Here is an 18023-nt window from a genome sequence, read left to right on the forward strand (position 1 = left end):
TTACACCAGTCGCGTGCCAAGGCTGGTGCGCCACCCGGGGGACGGCTCCGGCGCGGGGGGCGCGGGCAGGCGGCGCCCGCCGCGTGCGAAGAAGTCGGCGAGTGGCAGGGTCGCGGCGCCCACGGTCACCGCGTCAGGCCCCAGCGCGCCCAGGTCGATGCCGACACGTCCGGAGGGGTACGGCAGCGCGTAGGACAGCGCGTGGCGGCGCACCGACTCCAGGAAGCGCGAGCCGAGCTGGAGGCCGGCCCAGCCGCCTACGAGGATGCGCTCGGGCTGGAAGAGATTGATCAGGTCGGACAGCCCCGCGCCCAGGTACTCCGCGGTCTCGGCGAGGACGGCGGCCGCCACCGGGTCCGGGGCGCCACCGTCAGCTCCGGCTGTGGGATTGGCGCCGTCCGGGGGGTAGGCGCCGGCCAGCATCGCCGTCAGGGCGGTCTCCTCGTCGGTGTCGGGCGGCGGCTGCCCGCCCGCCTCCTGCCAGCGTTCCAGCAGTGCTTCCGCGCCCGCGTAGGCTTCCAGACAGCCCAGCGCCCCGCAGCGGCACCGGCGGCCCCGCACTCGTACGGTGAGATGGCCCCACTCCACCGCCCGGCCGTGCTCCACGTCATCGGTGACGACGCAGGCGCCGACGCCCGAGCCGAAGAGTACGACCACCGCGCTGCGCGCACCGCGCCCGGCGCCGAACCACATCTCGGCCTGCCCCAGCGTCTTGGCGCCGTTCTCGATGAAGTAGGGCACCTGCTGGGGGAGATGGCCCGGCCGGCGCAGCATCCGTTCCAGCGGGACCGCCTCCCAGCCGATCGGGGTGCAGTGCACCACCGCACCTTCCTCCTCGGAGTGTTCGATGATCCCGGGGGTGCCGATGCCGACGCCGAGGATCTGGGCGGGGGCGAGCCCGGCCACCTGCACGACCTCGGCGATGCCGTCTCGGATGTGGCCCGCGATCAGTTCGCTGTCGTAGCGGTCCGGGCGGCCGGTCCCGCGCGTGGGCAGTGGCCGCTCCGCGCGGCCCTGCTCGGCCAGCGACAGATCGAAGAGCTCGACGCGGACCCGGGTCTCGCCGACGTCCACCCCGATCATGTGGCCGCTGCGCGGGGCGATGCGCAGCAGCGTGCGGGGGCGGCCGCCGTCGGAGTCGACGCTTCCGGCCTCCTCCACCAGCCCCTCCGCGAGCAGTTCGGTGACCACATTGCTGATGGAGCCTGAACTCAGCCCGGTCGCGGGGGCAAGCGAGAATCGGCTCATCGGCCCGTCGAAGAACAACCGGCGCAGCACGGCGGTGCGGTTCTCCCGTCGCAGGTCACGCACCGTGCGGCTGTTGTGTGCAGCCACCTGACCTCCTCAAGTCCCGGCTCCGCGTAACAAGATACCTACTGCCGGATCTCTTGACGCGCCTTTCTCTTGAGGTTTAACTCACGTCGTAAATTAAGCCCTGAGAGGCTTCGGGAGTTGAACGCACATCGACGTGCCCGGGCCCTCTTCGGCGTACTCGACTCCCGGAAAGGGACACCTGGAGCCATGCGCAGCATCCGAGCCGCGGCCATCGGCGCCGTCACCTTGTCACTCGCGTTTGCCGCCACGGCCTGCGGAGGTGGTTCGTCCACGGCCGGAAACGGGTCCAACGACTCGCCGAAGACGCTCACGTACTGGGCCTCCAACCAGGGCGCGAGCATCAACGTGGACAAGAAGGTCCTTCAGCCCGAACTCGACAAGTTCAAAGAGCAGACCGGGATCACGGTCAAGCTGGAGGTGGTGCCCTGGTCGGAGCTGCTGAACCGGATCCTCACCGCGACCACCTCCGGCCAGGGCCCCGACGTGCTGAACATCGGCAACACCTGGAGCGCCTCGCTGCAGGCATCCGGGGCCCTGCTGCCGTGGGACGCCGAGAACTTCCGCACGATCGGTGGCAAGGACCGTTTCGTGGACTCGGCCCTCGGCTCAACGGGAGCGCAGGGCAAGGACCCGGCCGCCGTACCGCTGTACTCGATGGCGTACGCGCTCTACTACAACAAGAAGATCTTCGCCGACGCGGGTATCGCCGAGCCGCCCGCCACCTGGGACGAACTGGTCGCGGACGCCGAGAAGATCAAGCAGCACGGCGCGGCGGCGCTGGGCGCCGAGGGGTCGAACCTGTCGGAGAACATCCACCACGCCTTCGTCTTCGCCAAGCAGCACGGCGCGGACTTCTTCACCGCCGACGGCAAGCCGGACTTCACCTCCGACGGCGCGGTCGCCGCGGTCAAGCAGTACGTCGACCTGATGGCCAAGGACAAGGCCATCCCGCCGGGCAACGCCGAATACGCCCAGAACCAGTCCCTCAGCGACTTCGCCAAGGGCAAGACCGCGATGGTGCTGTGGCAGACGGCCTCCGCCACCTTCAAATCGCTGGGCATGAAGGACGACGAGTGGGGCGTGGCCCCGGCGCCCACCCCCTCCGGCACCCCCGGCACCGGCACCTCCGTCAACTCGATGGTCGCCGGCATCAACATGGCCGTCTTCAAGAACACCGACAACCACGACGGCGCCCTGAAATTTGTGAAGTTCATGACCAGCGACGCCGAGCAGAAGATCCTCAACAAGGCGTACGGCTCCATCCCGCCCGTCAAGGCGGCCCAGTCCGACCCCGCGTTCAACACCAAGGCCACGGCCGTTCTGCGCAGCACCCTCGCCAAGAGCGCCGAGGCGCTGCCGCAGGTCCCCCAGGAGTCCCAGTTCGAGACGGCGGTGGGCACAGCCGTCAAGGAGCTGTTCGCCGACGCCGCCGCCGGACGCGCCGTGACCACAGAGTCGGTGAAAGCACGGCTCCACAAGGCCCAGCAGCAGATGCCGGCGAAGTGACCGCGGACATCCCCATGACCACCACGACCGCCACCGCACAGGTCGACAAGCAGGCGGCGCCGGGGAAAGTCCCCGGTGCGGCGCGAGGCCCGCGCCGCACCGGGCGGATCCGCCGCATCGCACTGCCGTACCTGCTGCTCCTGCCGGCCCTGCTGCTGGAACTCCTGGTCCATCTGGTGCCGATGGCGATCGGCATCCTGATGAGCTTCAAGGAGCTCACCCAGTTCTTCATCCGCGACTGGACCACCGCCCCCTGGTCCGGCTTCGACAACTACGAGCTCTCGGTGGACTTCGACGCGCCGGTTGGCGAGGCGCTGCTCCACTCCTTCCTGGTCACCTGCGGATTCACGCTGCTGTCGGTCGGACTGTGCTGGCTGCTCGGCACCGCGACCGCCATCTTCCTGCAGGACACCTTCCGCGGCCGCGGCCTGCTGCGCACCCTGTTCCTCATCCCGTACGCGCTCCCCGTGTACACCGCCGTCATCACCTGGGCGTTCATGTTCCAGCACGACAACGGCCTGGTGAACCACGTCCTGCACGACCAGCTCGGCCTCACCGACAAGCCCTCCTTCTGGCTCATCGGCGACAACAGCTTCATCGCGCTGCTCACCGTGTCGGTGTGGAAGGGCTGGCCGTTCGCGTTTCTCATCGTCATGGCCGGCCTGCAGAACATCCCCCGGGAGCTCTACGAGGCGGCAGCCCTCGACGGCGCGGGCATGTGGCAGCAGATCCGCCACATCACCCTGCCCTCGCTGCGCCCGGTCAACCAGGTGTTGGTGCTGGTCCTGTTCCTGTGGACGTTCAACGACTTCAACACGCCGTTCGCGCTGTTCGGCAAGGCGGCGCCGGAGGCCGCGGACCTCATCTCGATCCACATCTACCAGTCGTCGTTCGTCACCTGGAACTTCGGCACCGGCTCCGCCATGTCCGTCCTCCTGCTGCTCTTCCTCCTCGTGGTGACGGGCGTCTACCTCCTGCTGACCTCCCGACGAAGGAAGACAGCCGATGTCTAGCGCCACATCCAAGCCCCGCTCACCGATGGCCGCCCCGAGGTCCTTCCTCTGGGCCCGCCGGATCTTCCTCACCCTGCTCACCGGGTTCGTCCTGGTGCCGGTGTACGTGATGATCTCCAGCTCCCTGAAGCCGCTGCAGGACGTGTCGGGGACCTTCCGTTGGCTCCCCAGCGGGCTGACCATCCGCCCCTACATCGACATCTGGTCGACCGTCCCGCTCGCCGACTACTTCGTGAACTCGGCCATCGTGGCGAGCGCGGCGACGGTCTGCTCGGTGGTGATCGCGGTCTTCGCCGCCTACGCGGTCAGCCGCTACCGCTTCCGGGGCAGGCGCGTGTTCACCGTCACCGTGCTCTCCACTCAGATGCTCCCCGGCATCCTCTTCCTGCTGCCCCTGTTCCTCATCTACGTCAGCATCGGCAACACCACCGGCATCGCCCTCTTCGGCTCCCGCGGCGGACTGATCCTCACCTATCTCACCTTCTCGCTGCCGTTCTCGATCTGGATGCTCATCGGGTACTTCGACTCGGTCCCGCGCGACCTGGACGAGGCGGCGCTGGTGGACGGCTGCGGCCCGCTCGGCGCGCTGCTGCGGGTCGTCGTCCCGGCCGCGACCCCCGGCATCGTCGCCGTGGCCGTCTACGCCTTCATGACCGCCTGGGGCGAGGTGCTCTTCGCATCGGTGATGACGAACGACACCACCCGCACCCTCGCCATCGGCCTCCAGGGCTACGCCAGCCAGAACGACGTCTACTGGAACCAGATCATGGCCGCCTCCCTCGTGGTGAGCGTCCCCGTGGTCGCCGGATTCCTCCTGCTGCAGCGCTATCTCGTCGCCGGACTCACCGCCGGAGCCGTCAAGTGACCGGCCATCCCCTCTCTGAAAGGACGTACGTGTCCGAACTCCTGGATCTCACAGCCCTCCCGCACGACTTCCTCTGGGGCACGGCCACCTCGGCCTACCAGATCGAGGGAGCCGTCGCCGAGGACGGACGGTCGCCCTCGATCTGGGACACCTTCTCGCACACCCCCGGCAAGATCGCGGGCGACGACCACGGCGACGTGGCCTGCGACCACTACCACCGGTGGCGCGAGGACATCGGCCTGATGAAGCGGCTGGGCACCAACGCCTACCGGCTGTCCGTCGCCTGGCCACGGGTGATGCCGGGTGGCGACGGGCCGGTCAACGCCAAGGGCCTGGCCTTCTACGACGAGCTGATCGACGGTCTGCTGGAGGCGGGCATCACCCCCTCCGTCACCCTGTACCACTGGGACCTTCCGCAGGCGCTCCAGGACCGGGGCGGCTGGCCCGTACGCGACACCGCGGAGCACTTCGCCGCGTACGCCTCAGTGACGGCCGACCGCCTCGGCGACCGGGTCCACCACTGGACCACCCTCAACGAGCCGCTGTGCTCGGCCTGGATCGGCCACCTCGAGGGCGTGATGGCGCCCGGCCTCACGGATCTGACCGCAGCCGTCCGCGCCTCGTACCATCTGCTGCTCGGCCACGGCCTCGCCACCCAGGCGATCCGGGCCGCCGCACCGGGCGCCGAGGTCGGCATCGTCAACAACCTCTCCACCGTCCAGGCCGCCACCGACCGGCCCGAGGACCTGGCGGCCGCGCGGCGCATGGACGGCCACACCAACCGCTGGTGGCTGGACCCCGTCCACGGCCGCGGATTCCCCGCGGACATGCGCGAGGTGTACGGGGTCGAACTGCCGGAGCACCCCGGCGACCTGGAAACCATCGCCGCGCCCCTGGACTGGCTGGGCCTGAACTACTACTTCCCGGTCACCATCACCGACGCCCCCACCGCCCCGGCCCCCCACGCCCACGCCGTCCGCCGCCCGGACGTGCCCCGCACGGGCATGGACTGGGAGATCGACCCCACCGGCATCGAAACCCTCCTGCTGCGCCTGACCGACGAATACGGCGCCCGCAAGCTGTACGTCACCGAGAACGGCTCCTCCTACCCCGACGCCATACGCCCGGACGGCACCGTCGACGACCCCGAGCGCCAGGACTACCTCATCCAGCACCTCGCGGCCTGCGCCTCGGCAGCCCGCAAGGGTGCCCCGCTGGCGGGCTACTTCGCCTGGTCGCTGCTCGACAACTTCGAGTGGGCCTACGGATACGACAAGCGCTTCGGGCTCGTCCACGTCGACTACCGCACCCAGGCCCGCACCATCAAGGGAACCGGCCACCGCTACGCGGAGATCATCCGCGGCCATCGTGACCGGGCTCGTCACGCCGCCTGAGGGCAGCGAGCAGCACCACCACGACCGGAGCCGTGGAACCCGGCGACCACCCGCGCGACAGCCGGGCCACCAGTACGCCCGCAAGCAGAAAGCTCCGTCTACGGGCGGGTGCCCCGGTCACACGGCTTGCCCGGCACACCCGCACGAGACCGACCGCGCCGCTTACTCGGCCGTGAACGCCCACAGCACGAGCCCGAGGCAGCTGAACGCGGCACCCAGTGCGCATACGGCGCCCCAGCCGGCCACCGTGTAGAGGGAGGTGGCGGCGATGGCGCCGGTGGCGCTGCCGATCGAGTAGAAGACCATGTATCCGCCGATCAGCCGGCTGCCCGCGTCCGGGTGCAGCGCGTAGATCAGGGTCTGGTTGGTGACATGGACCGCCTGCACGGCGAGGTCGAGAAGGACTACTCCGGTGACCAGGGCCCAGAGCGAGTTGCGGGTGAAGGCCAGGGGCAACCACGAGGCGGCGAGCAGTGCCAGGGCGATGCCGGTGGTCCGCCGGGAGAGTCCGCGGTCGTTCAGGCGGCCCGCCACGGTCGCGGCCAGGGCGCCGGCGACACCGATCAGCCCCAGCGCCCCGATAGCGCTGTGGGGCAGGAAGTACGGGGCCTCGCTGAGCGGCAGCGCGACGCTGCTCCACAGGGTGCTGAAGGCGGCGAAGATCAGCAGACCGAACAGGGCCCGGAGCCGCAGCAGCCGTTCCCGGGTGAACAGGGTGATCGTGGAGCGCAGGAGCTGTCCGTAGCGCAGGGGTGTCGGCGGAGCGTCACTGTGGCGCGGCAGCACTCGGTACAGGACCAGGGCAAGCAGGGCGGAGAGCGACGCCGAGGCGACGTATACGGAGCGCCAACCCGCGAGATCGGCCATGAGGCCGGATGCGGTGCGAGCGAGCAGGATTCCGATGACCACCCCGCTGGTGACCAGACCGACGACCCGCCCGCGCCCGGCGGGAGGGGCCAGTGATGCCGCGAAGGCCACCAGCGTCTGCGTCACGACCGCGAGAAGCCCCGTCGCGGCCATGCCCGCGAGCAGGATCGCCGCCGTGTGGGCGGCGGCTATCACGGCCAGCGCCACCACCAGGAGCAGCAGCTGGGTCACGATGAGCCGTCTGCGGTCGGCCACGTCGCCCAGCGGCACGAGGAAGAAGAGTCCCAGCCCGTATCCGACATGTGTGACGGTGACCACGCTGCCGACAAGTGCCGGGCTCATGGCGAGGTCGTGGCCCATGGTCACCAGGAGTGGCTGGGAGAAGTAGACGTTGGCCACCGCTGCCCCGCAGGCGACGGCGAACAGTATGACGACACCACGGGACAGGACGAACGCGGAACCTTCCCCGCTTCGGGCCTTGGCCCGTCGTGTCACAGCCTCACCGCTGCCGGGCATCGGCACTCCTCCGCATATCTGGTTTTATCTTGCTACCAATGGCGACGGTAACTTTCTTGGTAGCATGTTGCAACCGTCGTGAGAGTGAGGGACGCCATGGTGACCAGGACGCGCTTCGACGACAGCGAATGTCCCGTCGCCCGGTCGGTGGACGCGATCGGCGACTGGTGGTCCCTGCTGATCGTGCGGGACGCCTTCGACGGCAGTCGGCGCTTCGGGGAGTTCCAGCGCAGCCTCGGCGTGGCGAAGAACATCCTCAGCGCGCGTCTGCGCACCCTGGTCGCCGGCGGTGTCCTCGAATCCGTCGCCGCCGCGGACGGCAGCGCCTACCGCGAGTACGTGCTGACTCCGAAGGGCAAGGCGCTCTTCCCCGTCATCGTGGCACTGCGGCAGTGGGGCGAACAGCACTTCTTCGCCTCGGGCGAGCCGCACTCAGAGTTGGTCGACCGCCGACAGGGACATCGCCTCCGCGCACTGGAAGTGCTGTCTGCGGACGGGCGACGGCTGGACCCCGACGACACCATCGTCCACAAGGTCTCCACCCAGTGATCTGGGCCGGAGCCCCGTGCCGACACACGGCTCTGCCGCCACCGGGTACTGCGCGTCAAAGCCGTGGCCCGGTAGGTCGACGGCGAAGCTGCGATGGCCAGCGTTCCCGGCAGCGGCCGACGCCGGTGACGACATCGGCTGGACCGTGTCGGTGGACTCAACCTTCTGCCGCGCCCATCAACATGCCGCCGGAGCCAGGGAAAGGGGGCTCCGGATCGCTGTGAACCAGGCGATCACGGCCTCGGCCGCTCCCGCGGCGGCCTCAGCACGAAAATCCATCTGGCCAGCGACAGCCATGCGCGGCCTCTGTCCTTCATCATCACTGCCGGCCAGGCGGGAGACGCACCGGCCTTCGAGGCCGTGATGGCAAGCCTTCGTGTTCCGCGGAGCGGACAGTGGGAGACCGAGAACTCGCCCGGAGGCCGCCCTGGCGGATCGTGCGTATTCGTCCCGTGCGATCCGTGGGCATCTCCGTCGGCGCGGGATCCGTGCCGTCATTCCGCAGCCGACCGACCAGGTCGCTCGCCGTCTGCGGCGAGGTCGCGCCGGCGGTCGCCCGTCGGCGTTCGATGCCGAGGTATACAAGTAGCGCGGTCGAGCGATGCATCAACCGGCTCAAGCAGTGGCGCGTGGACTGGCCATGCGAACAGACAAACTGGCCATTGCCTACCGGGCCGCTCTACATCTCGCCGCCATCCTCGTCTGGACCCGACGCTGACCAGCGATGCGCCGAACCATCGGCCCCCGTCAGCCAGCCAGTAGCGCCCACCACATCGCTTGCTATCTCGACAACAGAACGCCCATCGGTCGCCACTCGCACCGTGTCCGCAGGCGCCTGCTCGTCCAGCATCCGTGCCTTACGGGCGCTGCTCTTGAGCTCGTGCTCCAACTCGGAGCCGAGTTCCCGACATGTCAGCCGCTCATGGGCGGTGGCATCGGAGGCGGTGAGCAGTACTCGCACGATCCTCACACCTGCACCCATGGCGCGTTGGAACATGCCCTCGCTGTCAGTCAGCACGCTCACGGTGTTCGTGTAGATCAGTCGGCGGTAACCCAGCTCAGCGTAATTCGACCACAGTGCCGTGAGATTGCGCTCGGCGATCTTTTTGCGACTGGGGTCCCCTTCCGGAGCAGGATGCGCCTGCCCCATGAAGTCGCCCTCGATGACGCAGTGAGGAATCATCGCGACGCGCAGCTGCGCTGAAACCTCCCACCCCACCGTCGTCTTGCCGACGCCTGCGCGCCCCCCGATGAGCAGCACCTCTGCTTGTTTCATGACTGCACCCTGCCGCCGAGTAGCTGAGTCACGCGAACAAGTTGTCCGGAGGACAGAGAGACAGGACCTAGCCTGCGCGGGTGATCCGCGCAGAGAAGGCGTCCTCCGGCACCGAGCGACCGACGGCGGCCGGCCCAGCCACACTGGGGGTTGGCCGCCACAGTGTCTACGACATCGTGAGCACCGCTTCCTGCAAGTGGCACTGCCGGGTCGTGACAATTCACATGCGGCGCACCTCGGCCGACCAGTACGGTCGCGGGCATGACCAACACGGAGACGGACTGGCTCCAGCTCAACCGTGAGAACTGGGACGACAGGGTCCGTATTCACGCGGTCAGCAACTTCTACGACCTGGTCGGATTCCGAGCCGGCGGGTCCACGCTGCGTTCGTTCGAACTCGACGAGGTCGGCGATGTGTCCGGCAAGCGCCTTGTGCACCTGCAGTGCCACATGGGCCAGGACACTCTGTCATGGGCACGCCGTGGTGCGGAGGTCACCGGCCTGGACTTCTCCCGTGCCGCCATCCGCATTGCGCGCACACTGGCCGAGGACATCGGCATGACAGACCGCGCACGGTTCGTCGTCTCAGACGTCTATGAAGCGCCCGCAGCGCTGGACGGGGAGCGCTTCGACATCGTCTACACCGGCCTCGGAGCCCTGGTCTGGCTACCGGACCTACTCCGCTGGGCCAACGTGGTGTCCTCCATGCTGAAGGACGGCGGAATCGTCTACCTCGCCGAATTCCACCCGCTCACCGAGCTGTTGGGCGAGGACGGTAAGAGTCTGGAACACGACTACTTCCAGATCCAGGCTGAGACCTACGACTTCCCGCACACCTACACCGACGGCCCTCCGCTCACCAAGACGGTCTCGGTCCAGTGGCAGCATCCACTCGGAGAGGTGGTGACCGCACTGGCGCAGGCCGGGCTCCGCATCGAGTTCCTGCACGAGCACGCCACCACGCTTTTCCAGCGCTACCCGATGCTGGAGCGCTCCAGTAACGGGGAGTACCGCTTCCCAGCCGGCCACCCACGTATCCCATTGATGTACTCGATCCGTGCGATCAAGAGCGCCTGACGAAGCCGGAGACCGTCAGGACTGGCCTGCTCGGGCGGGGACAGATTCCCGCCTGCGGTCGCCCGCGTTCTGGCAGGCCGAAGCTACTCAGCGCAGTACGGCCGCCAGCAGGTCGGTGCCCAGCGCCGTCAGATCGGGAAGATTGAGGGTGTAGCGGACGTAACGACCGTGCCGCCGGGACGTGAGCAGGCCCGCGCGGCGCAGGACAGCGAGGTGGCGGGAAACCTCCGGGGGTGAAAGTTCCCAGACGTGGGCCAGCTCAGCGGTGGTGTGCGGGCCGCGGGCCAGGGTGCGCAGCAGCCGCAGCCGTACCGGATGTGCGAGTGCCTCCAGCCGTAGTGTGACCGTTTCCAGCGATACCGGCTCTGATGGACTCGGCTCGGCCACGGGGTACTGCACCACCGGCTGCCACCCGGGCGCGTGGACCACCACCAGGTGCGGGCTGCCGAAGACACTGGGGACGAAGGTGACCCCGGTGCCGTGGGCGGCGGTCGCCTTGTCCTGCAGCTTTGGTTGCAGGCCGGCCGGCCGCCGGGCGGTCGCCCGCAGGGCTCGGACATGTGCGGCCAGGTAGTCTGCGCGTTCGGGCGGAAACGGGACCTGTCCCAGCAGCGCATCTTCGTGATCCGTTACGACCACCGCGACACCGGCCGATCGGTCACCTACGAGCCGGGGCGTCCCGGATACACCGGCGTGGACCTGGTCGGTGACGCCGCCCGCGTGCTCGCCGCGTATGAGATCCGGCCGCGCACGTCGTGGGTGTCTCGGCCGGAGCGCCACTCGCGCAGCTGCCCGCGCTCGATTACGCCGCTTGCGTCCTCTCACTCGTCCTGATCAGCACGTCCTTTGCGGTGCCCGGCGACTGCGAGCTTCCTCCGCCGGCCGAGGAGTTCATGCGGTTCGTCTCGGCCGCGCGCGTCGATGGGTCGGATGCCGACTCGGTGATCGAGTACCAGGTGGCTTACGCGCGCATGCTCGCGGGGGGTCGGCACCCGTTCGATGAGACCGCCGCCCGCAGTCTTGTCCGTCGTGATGTCGAGCGCGCGCATGATTTCACCGCGGCCCGCAACCACGACATACTTCCGGACGGCGCGCTCTCACAGGCTCCCCTGTCCTCGATCGCGGTGCCCACGCTGGTGATCCACGGGACCGCCGATCCGATGTTCCCGCTCAGGCACGGTGAGGCACTGGCGGAACAGATCTTCAGGGGAAGGCTGTTGGTTCTGGAGGACGCCGGCCATGGGGTCGAGCGAGCTGACTGGGCGACGATCGTCCCCGCAATCCTCGAACATACCGCCGCGGACAGTGCCGGCTGGGGTATGTCAGGGAACCCTCACTGGGTTTGGTGGTCAGGCCGGTGACACGTTTGCCGAGGCCCGGGCGACCTGCCTGGCGGAGCGGGGCTGCCCTATCGTTGGGCGCCATGAGGGTCTTGATCATCGGCGGCAGTGGGTTTCTGGGGACGGAGCTTGTGCGTCAGGCGACTGCTGCGGGCTGGGAGACGGCCGCGACGTACTGTTCCCGCCCGGGCAGCGTGCCCGGATCCTCGTGGTACCAGCTCGACCTTCGTGCCCCCGAGCAGGTCGATGAGGTGCTGGCGGCGGTTGCTCCCAGTGCCGTCATCAACGCGACGAGCGGAGGGAGCGACTGGGCGGTCACCGCCGACGGCTCGATCCGCGTGGCGGTAGCCGCGGCGAAGCGCGGTTGCCGCCTGGTCCACGTCTCCAGCGATGCCGTGTTCTCCGGTTCCCGGATCCACTACGACGAGGCCTGCCTGCCAGATCCTCTCACCCCTTATGGTGCGGCAAAGGCGGCTGCCGAGACCGCTGTGCGGCTGCTGGCGCCGGCTGCTGCGGTCGCACGCACCTCTTTGATCATCGGACACGGCGGATCCGCGCACGAGCGCATGGTCCACGCCCTGGTTGCCGACACCCGCGACGGTGTCCTGTTCACTGACGACATCCGCTGCCCGGTGCACGTCGAAGACCTCGCCTCCGCTTTGCGGGAACTCGCCATGTCCGACCAGGCCGGGATGTTCCACCTGGCCGGAGCGGACGCCCTCAGCCGTCACGAACTCGGCGTTCTCATCGCCCGACGCGACGGACTCGACGCAACCCGGCTGCCTGCCGGGCGCCGAGCCGATACCTCCATGCCCAGGGCCCTGGATGTCCGCCTCGACAGCAGCGCCACCCAGGGACGCGTGCGCACACGGTTGCGTGGAGCGCGAGAGTTCCTCCAAGCCCGGTAGGACGAGAGCGGGCCAGCATCAGCTGACAGCACCTCATCTCACTCGGGTTGCCTCAATGTGGCGGGGGTTGGCTGAGCCCGGCCGCCCCCACGGCGACCGCCGGACCAGGCAGCCTCAGGCCGCGGCGCGTTCGGCGAGTGGGCGGCGCCGCAAGGCGGTGTCGGTCAGCGATCGCGAGGGGAAGGAGGCGCTGGGGTTGTACCGGTTCACCCCGGGCGGCACGATCTCGTCGATCCGGTCGAGGGCCGCATCATCCAGGGTGAGCGCGGCGCCCTTGAGCAGATCCTCCAGCTGTTGCATGGTCCGCGGTCCGATGATCGCCGAGGTGACGGCCGGGTGGGCCACGGTGAAGGCTACGGCGAGCTGCGGGAGGGTGCAGCCGATGCTTGTCGCGAGTTCGATGAGCTGTTCGACGGCATCGAGCTTGGCGGCGTTTTCGGCGATCGCGGGATCGAAGAACGCCGGGCGGAGCGCGGCACGGCCGACTGCCAGGTCGATGGGCTGGTCCTTGCGATGCTTGCCGGTGAGGAATCCGAAGGCGAGGGGGCTCCAGACCAGTACCCCCATTCCGTAGCGCTCGCAGACGGGCAGGAGCGAGGCCTCGATCCCGCGGGCCAGAATCGAGTAAGGCGGCTGGGCGGTGCGGAAACGTCCGAGGCTGCGGCGCTCGGAGACGTGGTGTGCCTCGACGATCTCCTCGGCCGGGAAGTTCGAGCAACCGAAGGCGCGGATCTTTCCCTGGCGCACGAGGTCGCTGAGCACCGAGAGCGTCTCCTCGATGTCCGTGGAGTGGTCGGGCAAGTGGACCTGGTAGAGGTCGATCCAGTCAGTGTTCAGGCGCCTGAGGCTGTCCTCGACCGCCTTGAGGATCCAACGCCGCGAGTTGCCACTGCGGTTGCGGCCTTCGCCCATCTGAAAGTGGACCTTGGTGGCGAGTACGACGTCGTCACGGCGCCCCCGCAGCGCCTTTCCCACGATCTCCTCGGACTCACCCTGTCCGTACATGTCGGCGGTGTCGACAAAGTTGATCCCCTGGTCGAGGGCGGCGTGGATGATGCGGACACAATCGTCGTGGTCGGGGTTGCAGCCATCCTGGAACATCATGGTCCCGAGGCAGTGGACACTGACCTCGATACCGGTTCTGCCGAGGGTGCGATAGCGCATGGTGATGCTCCCTGTTCAGTTCAACTGATCACGCAGAGCGACAGAAGTGTCGAACGCACGAGTCACCCTAGGAACTAGACTCGGCTCTAGATCAACCCCGTTACTCTGACCGCCATGGCAGAGATCACGACAAGTCTGAGCATCGGACAGGTCGCCGAACGCACCGGTTTGAGCGTTCACGCGCTGCGCTTCTATGAGCGCGAGGGCCTCTTCGTGAACGACGTGCGACGCGGACATGGCGGACGCCGCGTCTACAGCGAGGATGACGTGGACTGGCTGACCGTCTGCATCATTCTCCGCGCCTCAGGCATGCCCCTGCCCGCGCTACGCCGATACGCCGATCTCGTCAGAGAAGGCGCCGGTAACGAGGAAGAACGGCTCACGCTCATGCGTGAGCACCAGGAGCACGTCACCGCCCAGATCGGCAGGCTCACTCAGTCCCTGGACCTGATCAGGTTCAAGGTCGGGGTGTACGAGGACCTTGTCGACCAAGGCAGCGTCGCCGCCCATCAATGCCACGCCCCATCCCCTTCGGCTGACGAAGAACGCACGCCACTGCTTCGCCACGAAGCAGTGGCCGAGTAACCGACGGCGCACCACGATCGCCCGTCGCCGCCTCACCGCCCCGTGTCGCGCTGCGGGCAGCAGGAGGCGGCGGAAAGGGCGACCAGCCCGCCCAGCAGGACCGGTCGGGCTTCGATGCGGTCGGCGAAGGTGCGGAACACCGGCTTGAGGACGACCTCCGCGCCGTCGTACAGCGCCGGCAGCACCCCCGGACAGAGCATCGACCGGGCCAGATCGGCATCGCCGACACCGAGGAACGACCTGTGACAAGCAGGTGGACGCTACGCCGGGAAGAGCTCGGGCAGCAGTCGGTGGGCGTCGGCGCGGGCCGGTGCGACAGCGTCGACGGGCGCCGACGACGCCGGCCAGCGCAGCGTTACGCCGATGTCTGCCCAGCCACCGACGGTGGCCAGTTGTCCAGCGCCGGGTTGGACAGCCCGCGGGCCTGCGACGGCGCGAGGTGCCGGACGAAGAACTCGCCGATGCGCCGCTCCACATCAGCGGCCGCGGCAGGATCCGTCATCATCAGCCGATACCACGCGACCGCGCCGCGAGGCGTCATGGCTGCGATGTTGGAGTAGTTGCCGTGCGCGCCACGGACCAGCCCGGACGCCAGCAGGTGGCCCGGCACGAAGATCGACAGCTGGGGCACGGCCTCCGCCATGGCTGCGTACCAGGCGTCGTCGCCCCCGGCCATCTTGACCCCGACGAGTTGAGGGACCCGGGCAGTCACCCGTTTGAGAAGCGGCGGCGGCACCTGGGTCTTGGCGTGCGGCGGGTTGTAGAGCACCAGCGGCACGTCGCCGGCGGTCTCGGCTGCACCGACCAGGAATCGCACGACCTCGTCGTCGCTCAGCGGGACCCAGTCCGGCAGGATCACCTGGATGGCGCCCGGCCGGAGCGCGGCCGCCGCCCGATGCGACCGAGCATCGTCGGCGTGGCCGGATGCGAGGCACCGATCTGGTACGGCAGCCCGGCCGCCTCGCACCGCTGTGCCAGCACCGTGTTCACCCGGTCGAACTCGGCTTCGTCGAGGGTGTGGAACTCGCCTGCGGTGCCGTGAGCGTAGATGCCGTCGATGCCGCTGGTCAGCAGCACGTCGAGCTGGCCCGCCGGCCGGTCCCAGATGATGTCGCCTCGCCCCTCGATGGGGAGCAGGAGCGTTCCCCACACTCCGGTGACCTGGTCCGCCGCCAATGGCTTCATCGACGCTCCCTCCCGACGCGGCGAGTCTGGATGATCGGTTCGAGGCGGCCGGTCCTGCGAGTGGACCGGTTCCCCGCGACCGGTGGTCCTCGGCACCGCGAATGCGAAGGCGGGGGCGGAACCAGCGGCCGTCCCGTCGCCGACCTCTGCACGTAGTGCTCCACGTGCAGGCATAAGCCCTCACCTGGGGGCGTATGGGGTCTATGCGGGCTGATCGGTAGGGAGAGAGTTCCATGGGGCTAGCGGGTTCGTATCCGGCACACGCTGCATGGGTGAGCGATGAGTTCGGGCGGCGGATCGGGTCTGCCTGGTATGACTCGAATCATCGCTGACATCTCGGTCTCCCTCGACGGCTTCGTCACCGGACCCGACCCCGGCCCGGACAACGGTTTGGGTACCGGCGGCGAGGCCCTGCACACATGGGCGTTTTCCGACGACCCCGACGACCGCCGGGTCCTGCGTGAGGCGACCGCCCGCTCGGGCGCCGTCGTCCTCGGCCGCCGGCTCTTCGACGTGGTCGACGGGCCGAACGGCTGGGACGACAAGTGCGGCTATGGCGCCGGCGAGGTCGGCAAGCCCGCGTTCGTCGTTGTGACGAACTCGCCGCCGGAGTCGGTGCGGCTCACCGACCTCGACTGGACATTCGTCACCACTGGTCTGCCCGACGCCGTCACCGCCGCGCGCGAGCGAGCCGAGGCGGCGTCGTCGGACAGTGGCAAGGACCTCGATGTCGTCCTGATGGGCGGCGGCGCCACGATCGGCTCGGCGCTCGACGCCGGGCTGCTCGACGCGCTGACGCTGCACCTCGCGCCCGTCGTACTGGGCGCCGGGACGCCCCTGTTCACCGGCGGAGCGCTACGCACACTGGTGCAGCGGAGTGTGACCTCGACAGCGACCGCTGCACACCTGACCTACGACGTCCTCTGACGACGTCGTTATGTGTTTCAGCGGTCAGTCCTGACCACACGACTCTTGCTTCGGGGGTCGAGGACAGGCGCCGGTGGTTCGGTCAGGCGGCGTAACGGAGCATCGCCGGGTCGGCCGGGGCCGGGGCGTGGGGCACGGTCGCGTGCACGGGGCGGGCGGTGCGGATGGTGGCCGTGGCCTGCGAGCGGTTCCGTGTGAAGACGAGGAGGCGCAGCACCGCGAACCGTGCGGCACCGGTGAGTGCGGAGGCGGACAGGTAGACGATCTGCTCGAGTATCGCGCCAGGTGCTGCCACCAGTTGCTGCAGGGCAAGCATCGCCATACAGGTCACACCGTATGCGGCCGCTGCGGATCCGGCCGACTGGGCATGCTGGCGCCGGGTCGCGCGCCCACCCGCGCCGAAGGTGAAGCGGGCGTGCAACTCGGTGGCGAGGAGCGTGGAAACCGCGGTGATGAGGGCGTTGGCCAAGACCCAGGGAATCCAGGAGGCGAGGGCCGCCACGGCGAAGCTGGAGGCGATCCCCACCCCGCCGCCGCAGACCACGAAGCGGGCGAAGGCGGCGAAGGCGCCGGGCGCCGCCTTCTCCTGGCTCTGTGCTGTCTCCATGATCCGACCCCTTTGATGGCTCACTCTGCGAAACGCGCGCCCCTCGGCCTGCGAGGCCGAGGGGCGCGCCACCCGTGCCGCCATCATGGCACATGAATGGTGTCATGGCGAGCCAGATATGGTGCCATCGGTGTCATTGGTGGCGTCGCGGTGTGGGTGGAGTCGCGAATGGCCAGGGCGGCGACTTGAACTCCTAACGGAATGCGCTCGGAACTCGCTGCGCGGCATGTGTCCAGAACCTCGTGAGTGCCGACGGAGCCACTAGGTGAATTGACCGTGGCTGCGCTCGCGTTGGCGTGCCGGTCCGGGAGCTTGGGCTCAGCTCGCGGTCGAGCCCTTGGTCAGCGCGTCCATGAAGAGGTCGACGAGCGGACGGGCTTGCTCCTCGGTGCCGTGCTGCACGGAATAGGCGATGCCGCCCATGAGGAGTAGGACATTGTCTGGGGCGACGTCCGTTCGCAGGCTTCCGTCTTGGGCGCCGGCCGTGAGGAGGGTGGCGACGGCGTTGGTAAGCAGTGCGCGGCTGTCGGAGTATGGATCGATGCCGGAGGCGATGACAGCGTTCAGGGCTTCGGACATTCCGCTCTTTGCCGTGGCGTAGTGGATGAAGTGTTCCATCCACATCCGGGTGGCCTCGGCGGCCGGGTGCTGGGTGAGAAGGTCGTTCACCTTCTCGCACACCTGGGTGAGTTGGCGCCGGTAGGCGGCGTCGATGAGGACTTCCCGAGTCGGGAAGTGGCGGTAGAGCGTGCCGACACCGACGCCCGCCTGCTTGGCGATGGCGGCAGGCGCGGTGTCCAGCCCCTGCTCGGCGAAGGCCTGTGCGGCGACCTCCAGCAGGCGCTCCCGGTTCTGTAGCGCGTCACTCCTGGTGCGGCGGGGCGTGGCGGGCATGCGGGTTCCTTCGGT

Annotated in this window: 19 protein-coding genes and 2 pseudogenes; 11 read left to right on the forward strand and 10 right to left on the reverse strand. The window is 68.6% G+C overall.

Annotation, left to right across the window (positions count from 1 at the left end; translation table 11 throughout):
* A complete protein-coding gene (locus ACH4U7_RS12340) occupies positions 1-1335 on the reverse strand; it encodes an ROK family protein (protein ID WP_398527885.1) in 1335 nt (444 codons plus the stop codon).
* A 186-nt stretch (positions 1336-1521) separates the two neighbouring features.
* Between ACH4U7_RS12340 and ACH4U7_RS12345 the strand changes: the two genes are divergently transcribed.
* Genes ACH4U7_RS12345 through ACH4U7_RS12360 form a run of 4 tightly spaced genes read left to right on the forward strand, consistent with a single transcriptional unit; the run spans position 1522 to position 6113 of the window.
* Positions 1522-2841 carry an ABC transporter substrate-binding protein gene (locus ACH4U7_RS12345; protein ID WP_398527886.1) on the forward strand — a complete coding sequence of 440 codons (1320 nt, stop codon included), beginning with the start codon at positions 1522-1524 and terminating at the stop codon, positions 2839-2841.
* 14 nt (positions 2842-2855) lie between these two features.
* A complete protein-coding gene (locus tag ACH4U7_RS12350) occupies positions 2856-3854 on the forward strand; it encodes a carbohydrate ABC transporter permease (RefSeq protein ID WP_398527887.1) in 999 nt (332 codons plus the stop codon).
* Entirely contained in the window at positions 3847-4719 is an 873-nt protein-coding gene (locus ACH4U7_RS12355) for a carbohydrate ABC transporter permease (protein WP_311724130.1), read from the forward strand. The genes ACH4U7_RS12350 and ACH4U7_RS12355 overlap by 8 nt, the downstream gene beginning before the upstream one ends.
* A 29-nt stretch (positions 4720-4748) precedes the next feature.
* Complete coding sequence (locus tag ACH4U7_RS12360; protein WP_398527888.1) at positions 4749-6113, forward strand: GH1 family beta-glucosidase; 1365 nt, start codon at positions 4749-4751, stop codon at positions 6111-6113.
* Positions 6114-6275: 162 nt separating this feature from the next.
* On the opposite strand, the gene ACH4U7_RS12365 is transcribed toward ACH4U7_RS12360, so the two are convergent.
* Entirely contained in the window at positions 6276-7496 is a 1221-nt protein-coding gene (locus tag ACH4U7_RS12365; protein ID WP_398527889.1) for an MFS transporter, read from the reverse strand.
* Between the two features lie 96 nt (positions 7497-7592).
* Between ACH4U7_RS12365 and ACH4U7_RS12370 the strand changes: the two genes are divergently transcribed.
* Together ACH4U7_RS12370 and ACH4U7_RS12375 are read left to right on the forward strand one after the other, a co-directional pair.
* A complete protein-coding gene (locus ACH4U7_RS12370) occupies positions 7593-8045 on the forward strand; it encodes a winged helix-turn-helix transcriptional regulator (RefSeq protein WP_398527890.1) in 453 nt (150 codons plus the stop codon).
* Between the two features lie 106 nt (positions 8046-8151).
* Positions 8152-8763: pseudogene (locus ACH4U7_RS12375) on the forward strand (IS5 family transposase); the annotation flags it as partial.
* On the opposite strand, the gene ACH4U7_RS12380 reads toward ACH4U7_RS12375, so the two are convergent.
* Positions 8725-9321, reverse strand: coding sequence for a hypothetical protein (locus tag ACH4U7_RS12380; RefSeq protein WP_398527891.1), 597 nt, complete (start codon positions 9319-9321; stop codon positions 8725-8727). The pseudogene ACH4U7_RS12375 and the gene ACH4U7_RS12380 sit on opposite strands and share 39 nt — an antisense overlap.
* 261 nt (positions 9322-9582) lie before the next feature.
* Here ACH4U7_RS12380 and ACH4U7_RS12385 point away from each other — a divergent pair, with 261 nt between their 5' ends.
* Entirely contained in the window at positions 9583-10398 is an 816-nt protein-coding gene (locus tag ACH4U7_RS12385) for a class I SAM-dependent methyltransferase (protein WP_398527892.1), read from the forward strand.
* A gap of 87 nt (positions 10399-10485) precedes the next feature.
* Here ACH4U7_RS12385 and ACH4U7_RS12390 read toward each other — a convergent pair.
* Positions 10486-10956, reverse strand: a pseudogene (locus ACH4U7_RS12390) (metalloregulator ArsR/SmtB family transcription factor); the annotation flags it as partial.
* A 197-nt stretch (positions 10957-11153) separates the two neighbouring features.
* On the opposite strand from ACH4U7_RS12390, the gene ACH4U7_RS12395 reads away from it, so the two are divergent.
* Both ACH4U7_RS12395 and ACH4U7_RS12400 read left to right on the forward strand, forming a co-directional pair.
* Positions 11154-11759: an alpha/beta hydrolase gene (locus ACH4U7_RS12395; RefSeq protein WP_398527893.1), complete on the forward strand. Its 606-nt coding sequence runs from the start codon at positions 11154-11156 to the stop codon at positions 11757-11759.
* Between the two features lie 62 nt (positions 11760-11821).
* Positions 11822-12646 (forward strand): SDR family oxidoreductase, encoded by an 825-nt coding sequence (locus ACH4U7_RS12400; protein ID WP_398527894.1) that lies wholly within the window; start codon positions 11822-11824, stop codon positions 12644-12646.
* A 114-nt stretch (positions 12647-12760) separates the two neighbouring features.
* On the opposite strand, the gene ACH4U7_RS12405 is transcribed toward ACH4U7_RS12400, so the two are convergent.
* Positions 12761-13810 (reverse strand): aldo/keto reductase, encoded by a 1050-nt coding sequence (locus tag ACH4U7_RS12405; protein ID WP_398527895.1) that lies wholly within the window; start codon positions 13808-13810, stop codon positions 12761-12763.
* 114 nt (positions 13811-13924) lie between these two features.
* On the opposite strand from ACH4U7_RS12405, the gene ACH4U7_RS12410 reads away from it, so the two are divergent.
* On the forward strand, positions 13925-14395 hold the full coding sequence (locus ACH4U7_RS12410; RefSeq protein WP_398527896.1) for a MerR family transcriptional regulator: 471 nt from the start codon (positions 13925-13927) through the stop codon (positions 14393-14395).
* Between the two features lie 32 nt (positions 14396-14427).
* Here the strand turns inward: ACH4U7_RS12410 and ACH4U7_RS12415 are convergent, their stop codons facing one another.
* The 3 genes from ACH4U7_RS12415 to ACH4U7_RS12425 all read right to left on the reverse strand — a co-directional run bounded on the left by ACH4U7_RS12415 (position 14428) and on the right by ACH4U7_RS12425 (position 15580).
* Complete coding sequence (locus tag ACH4U7_RS12415; protein WP_398527897.1) at positions 14428-14580, reverse strand: hypothetical protein; 153 nt, start codon at positions 14578-14580, stop codon at positions 14428-14430.
* 170 nt (positions 14581-14750) lie between these two features.
* Entirely contained in the window at positions 14751-15254 is a 504-nt protein-coding gene (locus ACH4U7_RS12420) for a dihydrodipicolinate synthase family protein (RefSeq protein ID WP_398527898.1), read from the reverse strand.
* On the reverse strand, positions 15251-15580 hold the full coding sequence (locus ACH4U7_RS12425) for a hypothetical protein (RefSeq protein WP_398527899.1): 330 nt from the start codon (positions 15578-15580) through the stop codon (positions 15251-15253). Before ACH4U7_RS12425 ends, ACH4U7_RS12420 begins: the two co-directional genes overlap by 4 nt.
* Positions 15581-15892: 312 nt before the next feature.
* On the opposite strand from ACH4U7_RS12425, the gene ACH4U7_RS12430 reads away from it, so the two are divergent.
* Entirely contained in the window at positions 15893-16507 is a 615-nt protein-coding gene (locus ACH4U7_RS12430; RefSeq protein WP_398527900.1) for a dihydrofolate reductase family protein, read from the forward strand.
* An 82-nt stretch (positions 16508-16589) separates the two neighbouring features.
* Here the strand turns inward: ACH4U7_RS12430 and ACH4U7_RS12435 are convergent, their stop codons facing one another.
* Together ACH4U7_RS12435 and ACH4U7_RS12440 are read right to left on the reverse strand one after the other, a co-directional pair.
* Positions 16590-17114, reverse strand: a complete 525-nt coding sequence (locus tag ACH4U7_RS12435) for a hypothetical protein (RefSeq protein WP_398527901.1) — start codon at positions 17112-17114, stop codon at positions 16590-16592.
* Positions 17115-17432: 318 nt separating this feature from the next.
* A complete protein-coding gene (locus tag ACH4U7_RS12440) occupies positions 17433-18008 on the reverse strand; it encodes a TetR/AcrR family transcriptional regulator (RefSeq protein ID WP_398527902.1) in 576 nt (191 codons plus the stop codon).
* Between the last annotated feature and the right edge of the window lie 15 nt (positions 18009-18023).

The organism is Streptomyces sp. NPDC020845, assembly GCF_044334165.1.
Taxonomy (GTDB): Bacteria; Actinomycetota; Actinomycetes; order Streptomycetales; family Streptomycetaceae; genus Streptomyces.

Bases quoted from the DNA above. Each gene is read 5' to 3' on its own strand.
- ACH4U7_RS12425 (WP_398527899.1), bottom strand. From the start codon at position 15,580: ATGAAGCCATTGGCGGCGGACCAGGTCACCGGAGTGTGGGGAACGCTC.
- ACH4U7_RS12345 (WP_398527886.1), top strand. From the start codon at position 1,522: ATGCGCAGCATCCGAGCCGCGGCCATCGGCGCCGTCACCTTGTCACTC.
- ACH4U7_RS12355 (WP_311724130.1), top strand. From the start codon at position 3,847: ATGTCTAGCGCCACATCCAAGCCCCGCTCACCGATGGCCGCCCCGAGG.
- ACH4U7_RS12410 (WP_398527896.1), top strand. From the start codon at position 13,925: ATGGCAGAGATCACGACAAGTCTGAGCATCGGACAGGTCGCCGAACGC.
- ACH4U7_RS12370 (WP_398527890.1), top strand. From the start codon at position 7,593: ATGGTGACCAGGACGCGCTTCGACGACAGCGAATGTCCCGTCGCCCGG.
- ACH4U7_RS12385 (WP_398527892.1), top strand. From the start codon at position 9,583: ATGACCAACACGGAGACGGACTGGCTCCAGCTCAACCGTGAGAACTGG.
- ACH4U7_RS12380 (WP_398527891.1), bottom strand. From the start codon at position 9,321: ATGAAACAAGCAGAGGTGCTGCTCATCGGGGGGCGCGCAGGCGTCGGC.
- ACH4U7_RS12435 (WP_398527901.1), bottom strand. From the start codon at position 17,114: ATGGAGACAGCACAGAGCCAGGAGAAGGCGGCGCCCGGCGCCTTCGCC.
- ACH4U7_RS12350 (WP_398527887.1), top strand. From the start codon at position 2,856: ATGACCACCACGACCGCCACCGCACAGGTCGACAAGCAGGCGGCGCCG.
- ACH4U7_RS12400 (WP_398527894.1), top strand. From the start codon at position 11,822: ATGAGGGTCTTGATCATCGGCGGCAGTGGGTTTCTGGGGACGGAGCTT.
- ACH4U7_RS12365 (WP_398527889.1), bottom strand. From the start codon at position 7,496: ATGCCCGGCAGCGGTGAGGCTGTGACACGACGGGCCAAGGCCCGAAGC.
- ACH4U7_RS12430 (WP_398527900.1), top strand. From the start codon at position 15,893: ATGACTCGAATCATCGCTGACATCTCGGTCTCCCTCGACGGCTTCGTC.
- ACH4U7_RS12405 (WP_398527895.1), bottom strand. From the start codon at position 13,810: ATGCGCTATCGCACCCTCGGCAGAACCGGTATCGAGGTCAGTGTCCAC.
- ACH4U7_RS12440 (WP_398527902.1), bottom strand. From the start codon at position 18,008: ATGCCCGCCACGCCCCGCCGCACCAGGAGTGACGCGCTACAGAACCGG.